The 18,346-nt window shown below is 46.2% G+C and carries 17 protein-coding genes; 3 read left to right on the plus strand and 14 right to left on the minus strand.

The genetic code is table 11. From position 1 onward, the window contains the following. Positions 1-15 precede the first annotated feature (15 nt). The 10 genes from pgmB to J6600_RS16305 all read right to left on the minus strand — a co-directional run bounded on the left by pgmB (position 16) and on the right by J6600_RS16305 (position 12,627). On the minus strand, positions 16-705 hold the full coding sequence (pgmB, locus tag J6600_RS16260; protein ID WP_209387616.1) for a beta-phosphoglucomutase: 690 nt from the start codon (positions 703-705) through the stop codon (positions 16-18). Then, a complete protein-coding gene (locus tag J6600_RS16265; RefSeq protein WP_209387617.1) occupies positions 702-2,387 on the minus strand; it encodes a glycoside hydrolase family 13 protein in 1,686 nt (561 codons plus the stop codon). Before J6600_RS16265 ends, pgmB begins: the two co-directional genes overlap by 4 nt. Continuing rightward, positions 2,380-4,653, minus strand: coding sequence for a glycoside hydrolase family 65 protein (locus J6600_RS16270; RefSeq protein WP_209387618.1), 2,274 nt, complete (start codon positions 4,651-4,653; stop codon positions 2,380-2,382). The genes J6600_RS16265 and J6600_RS16270 overlap by 8 nt, the downstream gene beginning before the upstream one ends. Then, positions 4,631-5,515, minus strand: a complete 885-nt coding sequence (locus J6600_RS16275) for a DUF1189 family protein (protein ID WP_061861562.1) — start codon at positions 5,513-5,515, stop codon at positions 4,631-4,633. The genes J6600_RS16270 and J6600_RS16275 overlap by 23 nt, the downstream gene beginning before the upstream one ends. Positions 5,516-5,519: 4 nt before the next feature. Next, entirely contained in the window at positions 5,520-6,356 is an 837-nt protein-coding gene (locus J6600_RS16280) for a sugar ABC transporter permease (RefSeq protein ID WP_014418954.1), read from the minus strand. Beyond that, complete coding sequence (locus tag J6600_RS16285) at positions 6,357-7,667, minus strand: carbohydrate ABC transporter permease (RefSeq protein ID WP_159354623.1); 1,311 nt, start codon at positions 7,665-7,667, stop codon at positions 6,357-6,359. It lies immediately after the preceding gene. Positions 7,668-7,706: 39 nt separating this feature from the next. After that, on the minus strand, positions 7,707-8,963 hold the full coding sequence (locus J6600_RS16290; protein ID WP_209387619.1) for an extracellular solute-binding protein: 1,257 nt from the start codon (positions 8,961-8,963) through the stop codon (positions 7,707-7,709). Positions 8,964-9,056: 93 nt separating this feature from the next. Then, positions 9,057-10,826: a glycoside hydrolase family 13 protein gene (locus tag J6600_RS16295; protein ID WP_209387620.1), complete on the minus strand. Its 1,770-nt coding sequence runs from the start codon at positions 10,824-10,826 to the stop codon at positions 9,057-9,059. 101 nt (positions 10,827-10,927) lie between these two features. Then, the gene (locus J6600_RS16300; protein ID WP_014418958.1) at positions 10,928-11,878 is read right to left on the minus strand and encodes a LacI family DNA-binding transcriptional regulator; all 951 of its coding nucleotides are present in this window, start codon (positions 11,876-11,878) and stop codon (positions 10,928-10,930) included. A 173-nt stretch (positions 11,879-12,051) separates the two neighbouring features. Next, a complete protein-coding gene (locus tag J6600_RS16305) occupies positions 12,052-12,627 on the minus strand; it encodes an LOG family protein (protein ID WP_014418959.1) in 576 nt (191 codons plus the stop codon). A gap of 115 nt (positions 12,628-12,742) precedes the next feature. Here J6600_RS16305 and J6600_RS16310 point away from each other — a divergent pair, with 115 nt between their 5' ends. Beyond that, positions 12,743-13,063, plus strand: a complete 321-nt coding sequence (locus tag J6600_RS16310) for a MazG nucleotide pyrophosphohydrolase domain-containing protein (protein ID WP_014418960.1) — start codon at positions 12,743-12,745, stop codon at positions 13,061-13,063. Positions 13,064-13,107: 44 nt separating this feature from the next. On the opposite strand, the gene J6600_RS16315 is transcribed toward J6600_RS16310, so the two are convergent. Both J6600_RS16315 and J6600_RS16320 read right to left on the minus strand, forming a co-directional pair. Further along, on the minus strand, positions 13,108-14,697 hold the full coding sequence (locus tag J6600_RS16315; RefSeq protein WP_025649327.1) for a SulP family inorganic anion transporter: 1,590 nt from the start codon (positions 14,695-14,697) through the stop codon (positions 13,108-13,110). A gap of 2 nt (positions 14,698-14,699) precedes the next feature. Further along, positions 14,700-15,281 carry a beta-class carbonic anhydrase gene (locus J6600_RS16320; RefSeq protein ID WP_003151503.1) on the minus strand — a complete coding sequence of 194 codons (582 nt, stop codon included), beginning with the start codon at positions 15,279-15,281 and terminating at the stop codon, positions 14,700-14,702. Between the two features lie 400 nt (positions 15,282-15,681). Here J6600_RS16320 and J6600_RS16325 point away from each other — a divergent pair, with 400 nt between their 5' ends. Both J6600_RS16325 and J6600_RS16330 read left to right on the plus strand, forming a co-directional pair. After that, positions 15,682-16,647 carry a 2-hydroxyacid dehydrogenase gene (locus J6600_RS16325; protein WP_014418962.1) on the plus strand — a complete coding sequence of 322 codons (966 nt, stop codon included), beginning with the start codon at positions 15,682-15,684 and terminating at the stop codon, positions 16,645-16,647. Positions 16,648-16,851: 204 nt separating this feature from the next. Further along, positions 16,852-17,241, plus strand: a complete 390-nt coding sequence (locus J6600_RS16330) for a ribonuclease (protein WP_223204413.1) — start codon at positions 16,852-16,854, stop codon at positions 17,239-17,241. A gap of 60 nt (positions 17,242-17,301) precedes the next feature. Here the strand turns inward: J6600_RS16330 and J6600_RS16335 are convergent, their stop codons facing one another. Beyond that, complete coding sequence (locus J6600_RS16335) at positions 17,302-18,048, minus strand: arylamine N-acetyltransferase family protein (RefSeq protein WP_061861565.1); 747 nt, start codon at positions 18,046-18,048, stop codon at positions 17,302-17,304. A gap of 24 nt (positions 18,049-18,072) precedes the next feature. Beyond that, a complete protein-coding gene (locus J6600_RS16340) occupies positions 18,073-18,330 on the minus strand; it encodes an HPr family phosphocarrier protein (protein ID WP_012118534.1) in 258 nt (85 codons plus the stop codon). Between the last annotated feature and the right edge of the window lie 16 nt (positions 18,331-18,346).

Below are 18,346 nucleotides of genomic sequence, written 5' to 3' on the forward strand. Positions count from 1 at the left end.
TCTTGCAGGTTTTTTTCACTCTCTGATGCTTTTTAAAACCTTTCCCCTATACTGCTTCCATTCTTCCTTCAACAGCTCAAACGACAATTCACCGGTTTGCCTCACAACCAGATCAGCACCAAGCATCGACTGTTCACGCCCGACACCGACCGCGAACATCCCGGCAGATTTGATTGCAGATATTCCTGCTTCAGCATCTTCTATTGCCGCGCATTCAGCCGTGGAAACACCGAGCAGCGCTGCAGCTGTTAAAAAGATTTCGGGATCAGGCTTCCCCTTCGCAAGAGCCGCCGGGTCAACAATGGCTTGAAAATCATCGATAATCGCCAAACGTTTTAAGATCGCGCGGGCATTGCGGCTAGAAGATGCTAACCCGATTTTTATATGTTCATTTTTTAATTCACAAAGAAGCCTGCCGATTCCCGGCAAGAGATCTTCCGGCGTCAATCTGCTGATCAACGTTTGATAATATTGGTTTTTTTGATGCAGCAGTTCTTGTTTCTCCGCATGTGTATACCTTTTTTCCGCTCCGCCAAAAATAAGGATCCTTTCAAGTGACTCTTCTCGGCTGATTCCTTTCAGGCTTTCATTCATACTTCTGTCAAAGGGAATATCAATTTGTTCTGCGATGTGCTTCCAAGCGAGAAAATGATATTCCGCAGTATCTGTTATCACTCCGTCTAAATCAAAAATAACCGCTTTCATATGCTGATGCCCATCACAGCTTCATAAGGTTTGAGGCTAATACTCTTCAAGTCAGCCCGCTCCTGCGGATAGTTCGAAATCAGGATTTTCCAACGCTCATGGATCAGTTCCGGAGGCGCTTCGAACTGGGCCTTGTCTTCCGACAAATTCACAACGACGAGAAGCTTTTTCCCTTGATATTTACGGATGTAACAATAGATTTGCGGATCATCTTCCAGCAGCAGCTGATAATCTCCGTATACCATGATCTTATGTTGCTTTCGTAATTGAATGAGCTTCTGATAGTAATAGAAAATTGAATCTTGATCTTCCAAGGATTCTTTCACATTGATTTCTTGATAGCGGGAATTGACCGCTAACCAAGGGTCTCCGGCTGTGAATCCGGCATGTTTTCCTGCATCCCATTGCATCGGCGTCCTCGCGTGATCCCTTCCTTTTATCATCACGGCTTTGACAAACTCTTTTTCTGTCATCGTCTTGTTTTCGATGACTAGTTCACGGTATGCATTTTTTATTTCAAGATCGTCATACATCTCCAGCGGCATATCACTGTTGACCATGCCGATTTCTTCTCCCTGGTAAATAAACGGTGTGCCTTTCATCCCGTGGAGAACCGTTGCGAATGCTTTCGCACACTGTTTTCGCAGCTCACCGTCATTGCCCCAGCGGGAAATCACCCGCGGCTGATCGTGGTTCTCAAAATACAAGGTATTCCAGCCGCTATTCATCAACCCGGTCTGCCACCTTGTCATCGTTTGTTTTAAAGCAATCACATCAAACGGCTTGATCTGCCATTTCCCATTTGGCGAGTTTTGTTCTGTATCGATATCCATATGTTCAAATGTAAAGATCATATTCAGCTCTTGCCTGCCTGCATCCGTATATTTTTTCGCCTCTTCAATATCAGAACCGTTTGCCTCTCCGACTGTCATGCAGTCGTAATGAGAAAGCACTTCCCTGTTCATCTCTTGAATAAATTCATGCAGGCGGGGGCCGTTAGAGTGGTAACGGCCGACAATAAAGTTTTTGCTGTTATCTGTTTCATAGTCCGGAAAATCGGTATGTTTGGAAATGGAGCCGATCACATCCATCCGCCAGCCGTCAACGCCTTTATCCATCCAGAACTTCATCAGATCATACACTTCCCGGCGAACGGCTTCATTTTCCCAATTTAAATCAGGCTGTTTTTTCGAAAAGTAGTGCAAATAATACTGTCCTGTCCCTTCATCGAACGTCCACGCCGAGCCTGAAAAAATCGATCCCCAATTATTCGGCTCAGAACCGTCCGATTTCGGGTCTTTCCAAAAATAATAATCCCGGTAAGGATTGTCCTTCGACTTGCGGCTTTCAGCAAACCAGGCATGTTCATCCGACGTGTGGTTCACGACCAGATCCATGATGATTTTCATTCCGCGCTGATGCACTTCATCAATTAACTGAAACATATCTTCATTTGTTCCGAATTTTTCGTACATGTTTCTGTAGTCACTGATGTCATAGCCGTTGTCATCCTGCGGAGAATCAAACACGGGCGACAGCCAGATCACATCCGCGCCAATTCTTTTGATATAATCAAGCTTTTTGATAATGCCTTGTAAATCCCCAAATCCATCTCCATTGGAATCATAAAAACTGCGCGGGTAAATTTGATACACGACAGCTTCTTTCCACCATTCACTCATCAGGCATTCTCCTTTCACATCGTTCATTCAGCACCATCGGTTCTCCATAAACTGTGATGGACACCGGTTCACCTTTGACAAGCTCAAATATGGCGCGCCTTTCTTCGACCGTCACCTTGATCAAGCGGTTTCGATAATTAATATGGAACGAGTAACCGTCCCATTCATTCGGCAAAAATGGGGTGAATGAGAGCGTTCCTTTTAAAGTACGCATGCCGGCAAACCCTTGGACGATCGCCAGCCAGCTTCCCGTCATTGAAGTAATGTGAAGGCCTTCCTCCGTATCACGATTGTAATTGTCGAGATCAAGCCTTGCTGTACGCTTATATAATTCAAGCGCCTTCTTTTCCATCCTCAATTCGGCAGCGAGCACCGCGTGAATGGAGGGCGATAAGCTTGATTCATGAACCGTCATCGGTTCATAAAATTCATAGTTGCGGCGTTTTTCGTCTATAGAGAAACGGTCAGGAAATAAATAAATGCCTTGCAGCACATCGGCTTGTTTAATAAAGCCGGAGCGGAGGATTTTGTCCCATGACCAATTTTGATAAAGAGGCCGTTCAGCTGGATCTAATTCGTCAACTGATTGCAGGTCTTTGTCCAAAAATGTGTCATGCTGAACGAAAATTTGCAGTTCTTCACTATACGGATAGTACATGTGCCGGATGATTTCTCTCCAGACTTTCAATTCTTCTTCCTGCACATCCAGAAGGCGGCGTTTCTCCGCTGAGATCCTTTCGAGACTTTGTAGAGTATAATCCAACGTCCAAGCCGCAATGACATTCGTATACCAATTGTTGTTAACGTTGTTTTCGTATTCATTCGGCCCTGTGACGCCGTGGATCATATATTTGTTTTTCCGTTTTGAAAAATGGACACGGCCGGCCCAAAACCTGCTGATCTCAACAAGAACATCTATACCGTATTCTTCCATATAGGCGCGGTCGCCTGTATATTGGACATAATTGCAGATCGCATAGCAAATCGCGCCGTTGCGGTGAATTTCTTCAAACGTAATCTCCCACTCATTGTGGCATTCATCTCCGGTAAACGTCACCATCGGATAAAGCGCCCCCTTCATCCCCAGCTTGGCGGCGTTCCGTTTGGCAGCCTCCAAATGATGATAGCGGTACAAAAGCAGGTTTTTCGTGACTTCCGGCTCGGCTGTCGCCAAATACATCGGAACGGCATACGCCTCGGTATCCCAATAGGCGGCACCGCCGTATTTTTCGCCTGTAAATCCTTTCGGTCCGATGTTCAAACGGGCATCTGCCCCGTAATATGTCGAGAATAACTGAAAGATATTGTAGCGGATGCCTTGCTGAAGTTCCTCATCTCCCTTTATCTCTATATCCGCTTTTGCCCATCTTTCCTTCCACTTGGCAATATGCTGCTGTCTCGCTTCTTCATAACCTTGCTTAAGAATAGCCGCCAAAAGCTCCTCCCCTTTCGAAGTAAGCTCTGCTTCTTGAACATCGCGTGAAGTCGTGACAACAATAAACTTTTTCAATGAAGCTTTGTTTTGGTAGCTGAAGCGATTTTCAGCATACATGCCGGAAGTTTGAAAGCTTTGACTGACATAGCCTTCTGTCAAATTTTCCATTAAGGCGGAGACGGTGAAACGCGGCGTTCCGAATGGATTGTCGAGCGTTTTTGCCGTTATGTGCCCGCGGCGGTAATCCGCTCCTGTCTCTTTTTCCTGCCAAAACCGCTCTTGATAGTTTGAATCTTCGTTTACAACATTGCCATCAAGATAAGGAACAAGCGTAATAACGGCGTCCCCTGTCAGACACTCCGCTTCATAATGAATCGCACATAGCTCTTTTACGGCCAGGCTGAGAAATCGTTCTGATTTGATTCGCACGGTTTTATCCTGAATACGGACAACAGCGCTCCTCCTCAGAATTCCTTCTTTCATATGAAGCTCTAACTCAAATGATTCGAGTCGGTTTTGATAGAGATCGACTTTTTCACCGTCCACATACACATCTATTCCAATAAAATTCATCGCATTGATCACTTTTCCGAAATAGTCCGGATACCCGTTTTTCCACCAGCCTACCCGCGTTTTGTCAGGGAACCACACGCCCGCAATATATGTGCCTTGATGGCTGCCGCCTGAATACCCCTCTTCGAAATTCCCCCTGATGCCCATATAGCCGTTGGCAAGAGAAGTCAGGCTTTCCTGCAGCCGTATATACTCTTTTTGAAATGTATTGGTTTTGATTTTCCATTCATCAATCTCAAACAACCGCTGATTTATCATGTCTTCCTCCCGAATGAACATTTTCATTATGACGGCGGGTTTTGGCCATATATCTGAATAAAAAAGCAATCATCAACGTGACGCCGCATGTATGAACCATTAATACAGTAATCAAATCAAAGCGGATCAACCCGATAGCAGCTGCCGCGAATGCAGGCAGAGCCGATGCGCATATCGCTGCAGAAGCTGCTTCCTTACATGACGCGATATCGATCATTTTTGATAATTTTGCCATCCAGATGCCTCCCGCAAGCACAGCTGTAAAAAATAGCTGGATCAAAAAAATCACTGCGCACCCCAGCATCATGATCATCGGCTTATACTGTGCCAGCCACAATTGACCGATAACAGCCTCCGTCTCATATACGCCCGGGTCCGTAAGACTGGCGTCCGCTTTCCCATAGCGAACTGAAAACCCCATTCCGTTTTGGTCGGTAATAATCAGCCGGTCAGGCTGGAATATGACCGCGTTGTCATATCCTTTTACACGCAAACGCCCATTTTCACCGTTTGGTTTCCATTCATGCTCCATATCGACTGCCAGCAGATGTTTGCCCTCTTCAATTTGATCAAAATGCTGTCCGCCTGTCAGTTTTCCGTTCCTGATTTGAATACCGTTTAATTGTTCGGCAAAACGATCATTCACTGCAGAAAGCGCCGCAGGCATAACCAATTTGAGGCTGAAGCGGTCCATTTTCAAAAACGACATCGTAAACGGCGCCATAAGGCAGGACGTTAAAAACATAAAGAGAAAGGAAAGCTGAAGCCAGCTGAATGTTTTCCCGTAACGGCAAATACCTGACGGAGACACCGACGCTTTAAGACTGCGGATCATAAAGCTTTCATTTTGCACATTCTTCATTGAACTACCCCTTTGTTCCGCCCGCCGCCAGCCCGGATACAAAGTTCTTTTGGAGAAAAAAGAACAAGATGCATATCGGCAGTGCGGCAAGTATAGCTCCCGCCGCAAACAGGGCGACTTTTTGCTGCTGCGGATTTGAAATGAACGACTGCAATCCTACTGCAATGGTCAGCCTTTCCGGCGAGCGAAGCAAAAACTTCGCCAGCAAATAGTCCCCGAACGGCGCCATAAACGCCCAAAGCGCTTGAACGGCAAGCATCGGCTTCACAAGCGGCAGCACAATGGAGGCAAATATCCTGAAATGCCCCGCTCCATCCATCCGCGCAGCCTCATCAATTTCTCTCGGAACTGTATCAAAATAACCTTTCATCAGCCACGTGTTCATCGGAATTCCGCCGCCGATATAGATCGCTGTCAAAAACCAGTATTGATCAAGAGCGCCTATCAGCATGGCCAATACATAAAAAGCAGTCAGCGCTGCCATTGTGGGCACCATTTGAATGATTAAAAAGAAGACAAGACTCTTTTTTCGCCCCGCAAACCGATAGCGGCTGTACGTATACCCGGCAAGCGTTACAATCGTGACCTGCAATACCATGACTGACAGCGCGATAATCAGTGTATTGCTGTACCAATGAAGATAGAGCGTCTCTTCAAACAGCCGCTTAAAATGATCAAAAGTCCAGGAACCTGAGAAATCGAGCTGAAAAGCCGTCACATTTCCCGCACGGAAAGCGGAGGAAGCCGTAATCAGCAGCGGATATAAAATGACAATGCTTAAAACCAGCAAAAATAAATAGGTGCAGATTTTCGTAAGCATTCCGGCCGTTCTGGAACCCATCTACATCACCTCCTCATTGCCGAAAGCATTTGACTTTTTAAAAGCAATCAGGGAAATTCCAATGACGACGAAAGAAATTAACAATGTCACGGCCGCTGCCACAGCATATTGCGGAGAAGTGCCGGTTGTCAGTTTATAGATCCAGGAAATTAAAATATCGGTCGACCCGGCACCGGCTCCCGCACTTCCCGGACCGCCTTCATTAAACAAATAGATGATCGAAAAATTATTAAAGTTAAATGTGTACTGTGTAATCATCACCGGTGCTGTCGCAAATAAAATCATCGGTAATGTAATATTGCGAAAACGCTGCATAAAAGAAGCCCCGTCAATCTTTGCGGCTTCATACAATTCACCCGGAATCGACTGCAAGACCCCCGTTACCATGACATAAATATAAGGAAAGCCAAGCCAGGTCTGAATCATAATCAGAGCGGTCTTCGTCCAGAAAGCATCAGTCTTCCACGCGATCGCCGGCAGTTCCACAAACGGCAGGTGGTTAATTAATGGAATCACCTGCGTGTTCATCGCCCCTATACTGTCATTAAAAATATTGGAAAAGCTCATAATTGTGATAAAGGCCGGAACAGCCCATGGAAATAAGAAAATCATTCGGAATATCCGTCTGCCTTTAATAAAATCTTGATTCACAAAAAGTGCCGTCACGATCCCCAAAATGATTTGCAGCGTTGTTGCACAGATTGTCCATATCATGGTCCAGCCCAGTACATTCACAAATGTTTCCCGGTAGGAACCGACAAAAAAGATATTCAAGAAATTTTTAAAGCCGACCCAGTCGATCAGACTGTTAGGCGGTATATGATAAAAATCATAGTTTGTTAAGGCAACAAACAGAGTCACCAGAACAGGAAAAATAATCACAAACACCATCATGAGATATGCCGGCAGTGTAAATAAATAAGGAAACCCTTTATCTCCCGCATGGCGGATGATATCCTTGGCCGCTGTATTCACCTTCAAACCCGCCGCTTTCATAGCGGCGGTATGACGGAAATCATAAACTGAAAAGATATAGAACATGAGAAAAATCAACGTCAAGATCAATTGCAGCGTGCCTTCAATCAGCATAAATAATGAGTGATCTTCACCGGGAACACTTCCCAAGGTAACCAATCCGGTCAGCGCCTCAATACCGAAAACGCATAATTCAACAGCAAACAAACTCGTAATGACCAGAAATAAGATCCCCTTTGATATCTGCTGATTCGCGATCTGTCCAATTCCCGGAATGATCGATAAAAACCATGGCGTCTTCCGTTTTTGGTGTAAAAGTGTATCATCTTTATTCATTTTTCGCCCTCTATTCTTACGGACACTTCCCCTCCGATTTTATTTCACATACTTTTCTTTGATGTTTTCTTTTATGACGTTTACCGCATCATCCGCCGATTTTTTTGCTGTTTTTTTCCCCGAAGCCGCATCAAACATTAAACTTTCAGCGCCGGTCCATACCTCGGCCATTTCAGGAATATTCGGCGCAGGTGCCGCTGATTCATATTGTTTAATAACAGCTGACGCCAGCTCATTTTTTTGCTCCCCCGCTTTCTTCCTTGCGGCTGTGTTGGCCGGAACTTCATTTGTATCCTCATAAAAGGCGTAAGCATTGGCATCATTTGTTGCATACTCAAGCCATTTTTCAGCCAGCTCGGGTTCCTTTGTATATTTTGAAGCAACCCAGCCTTTGCCGCCCGCAAACGGAGCATATTCTTTTCCGTTTGGCAATGTCGGAATAGGAGCGGCGCCATAGTTCAGGCCGGCCTCTTGAAAATTGGCAGCCGACCAAGGCCCGCCGATGATTGCAGCCGCTTTCTTATCCAAAAACATTTGCTGAATAAAATCGTCTGCGCTTGAGTTATCCTGCATGCCTTTTGGCCAATACGTTTTAAACCATTTCTCCGCATATTTCACCGCTTCTGCAGCCCCTTTATTGTTCAGGCCGATATCCCCGGGATCTGTGCCGTTTTTCCCGAATACATATCCGCCGTAACCGGACAGCAAACCGTACGACATATAAAAGTCAGTCCACTTTGCTAAAAATCCCGTTGACTTTCCTTTTTCAGAAGCAAATGAAAACCGGGGATCCTCTGTTAATGTTTCAAGGTCTTTAAATGTTGCCGGCGCTTTTTTTATAAGATCTTTGTTGTAATACAGAACAAGCGTCTCAATCACCAGCGGCATTCCATACACCTTTCCGTTAACCGTTACCTGCTGCATCTCTTTATCTCCAAAGCTTTTTGTATCAGCAGGTTTTAGATCAAGCAAATGGCCTTGCTGCGCCAAACTGCCGATCCGGTCATATGCGGCAAGCATAACGTCAGGCGCATTGCCGGCCGGGCCGTCCAAAGGAAGCGCCTCCAGCTGATCGAACATTTGCTTTTCTGCAATGTTGATTGTGACGTGATTCTCTTTTTCAAACTCTCCTTTAATGCTTTCAATATATTTTTTATAGGTTTCTTCAACGGACACGGTCAGTACCTTTTTGCCGTCAGCGCCGGCCGATTCCTTTGAATTTGAACAGGCGCCGAGACAGAATGCCAAAACTGATGCCGTCAATAAAGCCAATCCCTTTTTGACGAACCCCGCCATATCTTTTCCCCCTTTTATTATGAATCTATTACAATTCTACTCTGTTAGAGAAAGCGGTTTCAAAGCCTTTCAGCCTGTTACCGATAACAGAATTCAGACAGGGGCGTCAGCACTCAAAATTAAAAATTCTCCCGGCTGAACAGCAATAGCGGCATCATGTTGAAGGATCTGATCCGTCCACGCATCGTAAACTATTCTGCTTCTCTCCATATTAAAATCTTGCAAACGGATTTCCCAGGCCAGGTTCCCCTGATTAAAATAGAAAATCAATTGCCTGCCATTGAAAACCCTCGAAAAACTGATACAATCGTTTTGATCATCAAGCAGATGCCACTCAAGACTTCCGTACGTCAATAAAGCGTTTTCTTTTTTGCGTAAAGTGATTAAGCGTTTCATAAAGCTGAGCATTTCCTGGTTTTGCTTTTCCTTTTCCCAAACCATACACTTCCGGCATAATGGATCTCTCCCGCCGTCCAGACCGATTTCCGTTCCGTAGTAGATGCAGGGCGCTCCTGTCTGAGCAAACATAAAGGCCAGCAGAGCACGGGCTGTTTTCTCATCATTTCCGCACCTTGTCAGAAGACGTTCTGTATCATGGCTGTCCAGTAAATTAAACATCACCTCGTTGGCCTGCCGCATCCCATTCATCAAGTGCGCGTTTAATCGATAGGCCATGGATGAAGCAGAAATCTCCCGGTCAGCAAAATAAGCAATCATCGGCTCTGTGAAAGGATAATTCATCACAGCGTGAAACTCATCTCCTCTGAGCCAAGGTTCGGAGGAATGCCATATCTCTCCCAAAATATAAAGATCGGGCTTCTCGGCCGTTACAGCCTGCCTGAATGCCTTCCAAAAAGCGTGATCCACTTCATTTGCCACATCTAAACGCCAGCCGTCAATGTCAAATTCACGAATCCAGTACAAAGCAATCTCAAACAAATACCTCTGTACTTCCGGATTAGCCGTATTCAGCTTCGGCATATCAGGCGTAAACGCAAACCTGTCATAATTGTTTTCTTTCACAGGAAAAGAGTGAATATGGAACCAGTCTTTGTAGCGGGACCGGGCCCCGTGTTTTACAACATCCTGCCATTCCGGAGAAGCGCTGCCTATATGATTAAAAACAGCATCAAGCATAATTTTCATTCCCCGCTCATGAAGCCGGCTGACCAATGTCCGGAAAAGCTCCCGATCCCCAAAATGCGGATCGATGGAATAGTAATCCAGCGTGTCATATTTATGGTTGGATGGAGAGGAGAAGATCGGAGTTAAATAAATTCCGTTCACCCCTAATTCTTCTAAATAATCGAGCTTGTCGATAATCCCCTGCAAATCTCCGCCAAAAAAATCATTAACGTCCGGGTCCTTGCTCCCCCAAGGCAGTGCAGCTTCCGGTGACAGGTCTTCTCTTCCATTCGCAAAACGTTCCGGAAAAATTTGATACCAAACCGTTGATTTCGCCCATTCAGGCGCTTGAAATGTATCCGCCTCATGAACAAACGGAAGCTTAAAATAATAATGAATCGTTTCCAGCGTTTTTTTATTTACAGGACAGACCCCTGACGCTCCGAAAAAGATGTTTTCATGCTGGTCTGAGACAATAAATGCATATTGCAAACGCCTGAATGGCGGCGACACTTCAGCAAACCAATAATCATGGTTTTGGGTTGCGGCTATTTTTCTCATTGGCTGCTCGGCTGCCGACCACCTGCCGCCGCTGTATTCATAAGGATCGCCCCAAACCAATCGAATCTGATCAGCATCACCTTTTTTCGTCCGGATTTTGATATGCACCGTCCGCCCGTCATATGAATAAGCATCAGCACTGAACGGCTGATGGTGTATTGCGGCATATTCCATCATATTTCCCCCTTTTTGTAGGCTGGCTTATGCTTTGAAGGTAGCATGATGAAATCGGGAGAAGCAATCGTTTTTCTCTTGTTACCGATAACAGAATCAAGCTTTCACAAAGTTGATTCCCGCACAATTAACTCCGGTTCAAAAAACAAATGACCTTGAGCTGCGCCGCCTTCATTCATTTTTTTCAGCAGCATTTTCGCACAGGCCTCTCCCATTTCCACAACCGGCTGTCTGACCGTAGTCAGCCGCGGGGAGGAAATGCGGTCAAGAAAAACACCGTCATTTCCAGTAACGGCCACATCTTCGGGAATTCGTTTTCCGAGTGACTGCACCGCACGAATGACCCCGAGCGCGATTCGGTCGGTGGCGCAGACAAACGCGGCTTGCCGGCCGAGCGTTTTCAAAACTTCTCTTGCCAGGCTTTCGCTTTTTTTTGAACTGTTAGCGATCCGAAACAGCTTCGTTTCTCTGCAGCTCTCTTTCATCGCCCGAATATACCCCTGTTCTCTTGAGCGTTCGAATGGCTCATCCAAATCAATGCCGAAAAAGACAACCTCACGCTCCCCCAGCCCCATGACATGGCGGGTTGCCATAAAAGTCCCTTTTTCGTTATTCACATCGACGAAATCATAGCCCATTTCATTTTCTCCAAATACGACTAACGGCTTTTCAAAAGCTTTGATGACAAATTCAAAATCGGCCTTTCTCAAGCCGGTGGCAATAATGCCGTCGCATTGCCCGATATTGAGTGAATTTCTTGTCACAAGCTGCAAAGCATAATGATGGCGATCCAGCTCCCGGCTGATTCCGGTCAGCAAGTTCATGTAATAGGGTTCGGTCGTATCCATTTCCTCGAGAATCAGCAATTTGACAACCTGTGTTCTGTTTTGCACAAGCGCTCTTGCCGCATAATTAGGGATGTAATTCAGCTCTTTCATTGCGGAATGAACGAGCTTTTTCAGTTCATCTGTTACCGTATCAGGGTGATTAATCACACGTGACACCGTCATTTTCGAAACATTCGCTCTCTTAGCCACATCTGACAACGTCGCCATTTTCCGTCTCCTTCCGCTTTTGCTTAGATAGCCAATCCGAATTAGTTAAATTATACTACGATGGTAATCCGGACATAAAAAAAGATTTCCCTAAGGAAATCTCACATTGTCAAATACACTCGATTTTCATGAAGTCCGCCCGGGACTCACACACATGCCAGATGGCTCTTTTTTTATATTTCCGTCCATTTTTTCTGAAGGATCGGGTACGAGTAATTGTTCATCTGCTCAATCAGCTCATCCGGCCGGGAGGAACTGTGTATCAGCTTCAAATGAGACTCATTCGAAAATCCTTCCTGAATGCTGTACTTAACCATCTTCATCATCGGCTCAAAATACCCGTTCACATTGTACAGCCCGATCGGTTTTTGATGAATGCCGATTTGCGCCCAGCACAGCACTTCAAATAACTCTTCATATGTTCCGAAACCGCCGGGCATGGCAATGTACCCATCGGCAAGTTCACTCATTTTCGCTTTCCGCTCATGCATGCCGCTGACTTCAATCAGCTCCGTCAGATTCTGATGAACAACCTCTCCGCTGAACAGCCCGCTCGGCATGACGCCGACAGCTTTTCCGCCGCCTGCCATTAACGCATCCGCGACGGTTCCCATCAGACCGACCCGTGAGCCGCCGTAAACAAGGCCGATTCCCTGCTCCGCCATATATTCACCCAGTTCGGCTGCTTTGCGTTTGTACTCTTCATTTACCCCCGGGTTTGACCCCGCAAATACACAAATGGTTTTCATTTTTTCATCTCCACATCTATATATGTACATCAATAAATCAAAATACACTATATATTGTCCCATCTCTATATGATAATATCAATAAGAATCATACAGGACATAAGGAGTGTTTCACATGCAGATGGCTGAAGCAGAACGATGGACGAAAGATTTTTACGAAAAACGAGGATGGACGGCGTACGGGCCATTTATCAGAATCGGCTTTTTAATGGAAGAGGCGGGTGAGCTCGCCCGGGCGGTAAGAGCATATGAAATCGGCAGAGACCGGCCGGATGAAAAGGACGCGACCCAGGCTGAACGCAGGCAGGAGCTGATTGAAGAAATGGGTGACGTCCTCGGAAATCTGGCCATCCTTGCCGATAAGTACGGAATCACGTTAGAAGATGCGATGAAAGCCCATCAGGAAAAACTGATCAAGCGCTTTGAAACCGAATAAAAACACGGCCTGTCCGCTTTTTCATGGACAGGCCGTATCTGAATTTATCCCGTTATCTCGTCCTGATGCTCAAAGAAATGCTGCTTTCCGATTTTATGAAACAGCCCCGTCTTCCGGATCAGCTCTCTCGGCTGTGATTGCAATCCGACGATCATCAATCTCCCGTTATGCCGTTTGATCCGGTTCATCACATTCCCCAGCACCGCTTCTGCGGAGGTATCCATGTAATGTACATTATTCATCAGCAGAATAAGCGTCTTCGGCTTTTCCTGAAGCCTCTCCAGCAGCGATGATTCCAGTGAATCAATTGAACCGAAAAACAGCGGCCCTTCAATGGAATATGTGCTGACGGACGAATCATTTTTAACCGATTTGACAGCGGCATGCGGTGTTTTGATGCTTGTTGATTCGCTCATTTTTCTGATAAAGAAAACAAAAGCGAGCACGAGACCGGCAGAAACGCCGATGATTAAATCAAACAGAACCGTCAGTAAAAAGGTTGCCGCCAGTACGAATGAATCAGTGTTTTTCAGCCGCATCATATTGGCGACTTCCCTCCGCTCACTCATGTTCCAAGCCACAACCATCAATACCGGCGCCATGCTTGCAAGCGGTACGTGAACGGCAAGCGGGGCGAAGACGAGCAGGACGAGGAGGACGGTGACTCCGTGGACAACACCGGAAATCGGAGAAACTGCGCCGTTTTTAATATTTGTTGCGGTCCGCGCAATCGCTCCCGTTGCCGGTATGCCGCCGAAAAGCGGCGCTGCCATATTGGCGATGCCCTGCCCGACAAGCTCCCTATTGCTGTCATGCCGTGATCCTTTCATATTGTCCGCGACCATCGCCGATAATATGGACTCAAGTCCGCCGAGAAGCGCAATGATCAAAGCAGACGGGAACATCATCACCATGTTATCGATTGAGAAATCCGGAAGCTGAAAAGCCGGGAGCTGCCGCGGAATCTCCCCGTAAGCAGAACCGATTGTCGCCATTTTGTCAGGAAAAAACACGACCGCCGCGGCTGTAGAGACAAGCAGCGCCACAAGCGCGCCCGGAATCTTCGGCATCAGCCTGGCTGATAACACCAAAATGGCCAAAGCAATTCCCGCGATGAGGATGCTGTACAAATTAAAGGTTCCGATCTTCTTGCCGATTTCCGCAATGTTGAGGATAAAGCTTTCATGCTTTTGAATATCGCGCAGACCGAGAAAATGGGCAATCTGCTCCGAGAAAATCAGCACCGCGATTCCGGCCGTAAATCCGACGATCACCGGCTTCGGCACGAATTTCATAATCTTTCCGAGCTTAAATACGCCAAACAGGACGAGCATGACGCCTGCCATAAAACCGGCTACAAGTAAATTCTCAAAACCATACTGCATCACAATGGCAAATAAAATGGGAACAAACGCCCCCGTAGGCCCGCCGATCTGATATTTAGAGCCGCCCAACAGCGAAATCAGAATTCCGGCCACAATAACGGTGTAAAGCCCGTATTCCGGACCGACCCCCGAGGCGATAGCAAAGGCCATTCCCAGTGGAATCGCTACAATTCCGACCACAATTCCCGCGATTAGGTCTTTCTGAAATTTCTGCAAATTGTATCCCTGATATCTGCCGGTAAATTGCATCGTCAGCTGCATCCTCCTTTGACTGTTTCATAACCGTCAACGACTACATCCAGCGTCCCCGTCCCCGGATCGATCACCAGCCCGTGCACCGGCACCTCTTCAGGCAAGAGCGGATGATGCCTGACCATATTCACGCTGTGGGCCACGCTTTCTTCGACGCTGTGAAAACCGGTCAGCCATGTTTCCAAATCGACTCCCGCATGCTGCAGAAGGCTGAGACATTTGTCCTCCACGCCGCGCTCTTTCGCTTTATTTAATATGGAAGCCGCATTTAATCCCGACATTCCGCACTCGCGGTGACCTATGATGCAGACTTCCTCTGCCTGCAGTTCATAAACGGCAACCAAAATGCTCCGCATGACACTTCCAAATGGGTGAGAAACAATGGCTCCCGCGTTTTTTATGATTTTGGCATCGCCGTTTCTGAGTCCCATCGCCTGCGGCAGAAGCTCCGTCAGCCTTGTATCCATACAGGATACGATGACAAGCTTTTTTTTCGGGAATTTTGTCGTTTGGTAAGGTTCATATTTCCTTTCTTGGACAAACTGCTGGTTGTGCTCCAAAATGCTTGATAAAGAAACCATTTTTCTATTCATCTCCCATCCGATTGTATTGCAAGCCTTCTTACCCAGCTTACAGTAAGGAATTATAGCACAGAAAAAGGCCTCAAAAGCGCTTTCAAAAAAAGACACGATAATTTGACTGTAAATTCAGATTATGTTCATTTATATCTTTCAAAAATAATAAAATTTATCTTTACACCAACCTATAAAGCTTTTGAAAACAGCGGTTCCGCTCATTTTGCCTTCAGAAATATAGGCGGATTCTGTTATTGTTTGGAGAAATCAAGCATGTACGTTTCTTTTTCTTTCATTTTAAGTTCAAAAGAACCAGAAATTTATCGTAATGCGTTTGAATATTTCTCACGTTACCGCTTCTCTTATATAATAAAATAGAGAAGAAAGACAAAGGAGGAGAAGCCCGTTGAAACCCTATGTATTCATCGCGAAACCGATACCGCCGGAAGTCGAACAAATGATAGGCGAGCATTGCCGCTATGACATCTGGAAAGAAGATACCATTCCAAAAGAGGAACTGTACGAAAAAATGAAAGATGCTGAAGGGCTGCTGACATCCGGAACGGCGATTGACAGTGATTTACTGGATCACGCGCCGAAGCTGAAGGTCGTCAGCAATAATTCTGTCGGCTATGATAATTTTCATATTGAAGAAATGAAAAGACGCGGGGTTGTCGGCACGCATACACCGTACACCTTAGATGACACTGTCGCTGATCTGGCTTTTTCATTAATTCTGTCTTCCGCCAGACGGGTTGCCGAATTGGATCGATTCGTCCGCGCCGGCAAATGGGGAACCGTTGAGGAAGAATCTCTTTTCGGTATGGATGTCCACCATCAGACCTTAGGAATTATCGGCATGGGCAGAATCGGTGAACAAGCTGCCAAACGGGCAAAATTCGGCTTCGACATGGACGTGCTGTATTATAACCGCAGCAGAAAACCGGATGCTGAGAAGGAACTCGGGGTTACATATGCCGACTTAGATACACTGCTGAAAACATCAGACTTTGTGCTGTTAATTACGCCGCTTACTGACGAAACGTATCATATGATGGGAGAGCGGGAATTTAAATTGATGAAAGATACGGCATGTTTCGTCAATATTTCCCGGGGAAAGACGGTTGATGAGAAAGCGCTCATCCGCGCATTGCAGGAGGGCTGGATAAAAGGCGCCGGTTTAGATGTGTTTGAAAAAGAGCCGATCGCCGAAGACAATCCGCTCCTGCAGCTGGAAAACGTCACATTGCTTCCGCATATCGGGTCAGCAACGGCAAAAATCCGCTTGAATATGTTCAAGCAAGCCGCACAAAACATGATTGACGCCGTATACGGAAAAACGCCGAAAAACCTCACGAAGGAATTTCAATGAGATGAAAAATCCCGGCCGTTCAGCCGGGGTTTATTTTTTTGCTAGATCAAAAGTACTATTTTTAAATTCTTTCTATTCCTTTCTCTCGATGCTGATACAATGAAAAGGAATCAGCTTCACATGATAAAAATGGGAGGTATTGCTTTGAAAAAACGATTATCGTGGATTTCCGTTTGTTTGCTGGTGCTGTTCTCCGCGGCGGGGATGCTGTTTTCCACGGCTGCCAAGACGGATACATCTTCTCACAAGGCGCACACTGAAGCACAGGTTATCAACACGTTTGACGGGGTTGCGGATTATCTTCAGACCTATCATAAGCTTCCTGATAATTACATTACAAAGTCAGAAGCACAGGCCCTCGGCTGGGTTGCATCAAAGGGGAATCTTGCAGACGTCGCTCCGGGGAAAAGCATCGGCGGAGACATCTTCTCAAACAGGGAAGGCAAACTCCCTGCCAAAAGCGGACGGACGTGGCGTGAAGCGGATATTAACTATACATCAGGCTTCAGAAATTCAGACCGGATTCTTTACTCAAGCGACTGGCTGATTTATAAGACGACAGATCATTATAAAACCTTTACAAAAATGAGATAAACACATACAAAAAACGGCTTCCCTGCGGAGGCCGTTTTTTTTGCAGAGAACCTGCGAGCTTCATATAAAATGAGCAGTAAATTTTTCTTCAAACTCTGACCGGTCTATTCTGCTGTTTTCCGCCGTGCCATCGTGTTTTTTTATTGTTATATTGCGTTCAGAAAGAACCATGTGCCCTTCCGGTGTCCGCTTAGAAGCAAGCAGGCGTTTGTTGAAAGGAGAGCGTTCATGTTCAAAGATTGTTTGTTTCATAGACTTGAGGTCCTTTTCATCGATTTCTTCAAGCGAAAATGCGTAACCTGTCTGCCAGCCGTCCCCTTTGTTCATTTCAAGCACGTATGTCCCGAATTCCGTCTCTTCTATCCTCACGCGGAACGCTCCGGCCGCTGATACCATCTCGTCTCCCGACATCGGCACAGGCTGCATGGCGAGATTGAGGCCGAAGCCTGCATCAGCGATGTACTCTTTCCCCCCGGCGGAAAGAAGTACGGCCGCATGTGTGCCGGGCAGCGCCCAGCCGTTTTTCCAGACCGTTCCGCGGATCAATTTGACATCAAATCCGGCATCTTTCAGGATGAAATAAAGCAGTCCGTTCAAGTCATAACAAAGGCCGCCATGAGGTTCCTTCACCATGTGCCGCCACAGTCCTTCTTTCGTGACGTCATATTCTTTTTTGGACAAAACCGCGCGATTTTCAAACGGAAACCGATACGCGAGCGCCTTTAAAAACTCCGGCAGGTTGCTGAAATCGAGGGAATCCTTTTCCCAGCCTATCGTTTGATAACAATCTTTCAGAAACTCATTCATCGTTCCGTCCCCCTTACAAAGTGTTTACACTTCTTCCTGCACATAAGCGGACAACTTTTCCAGCGCTTCCTTTTCATCATCGCCTTCAGCGATCAGAGTGACTTCCGTCCCCGTGCTGACCGCCAGGCTCATTAATCCCATAATGCTTTTGGCATTCACTTTCTTGCCGTTTTTCTCAAGAAACACATCTGATGCAAAGCGATTTGCCTCCTGTACAAACAATGCAGCGGGACGCGCCTGCAATCCCGTCTTTAAACGCACTTCCACTTTCTCCTGAACCATAAGATCTCCCCTTTTC

This window comes from Bacillus sp. LJBV19, assembly GCF_017797845.1.
GTDB classification, from domain to species: domain Bacteria; phylum Bacillota; class Bacilli; order Bacillales; family Bacillaceae; genus Bacillus; species Bacillus velezensis.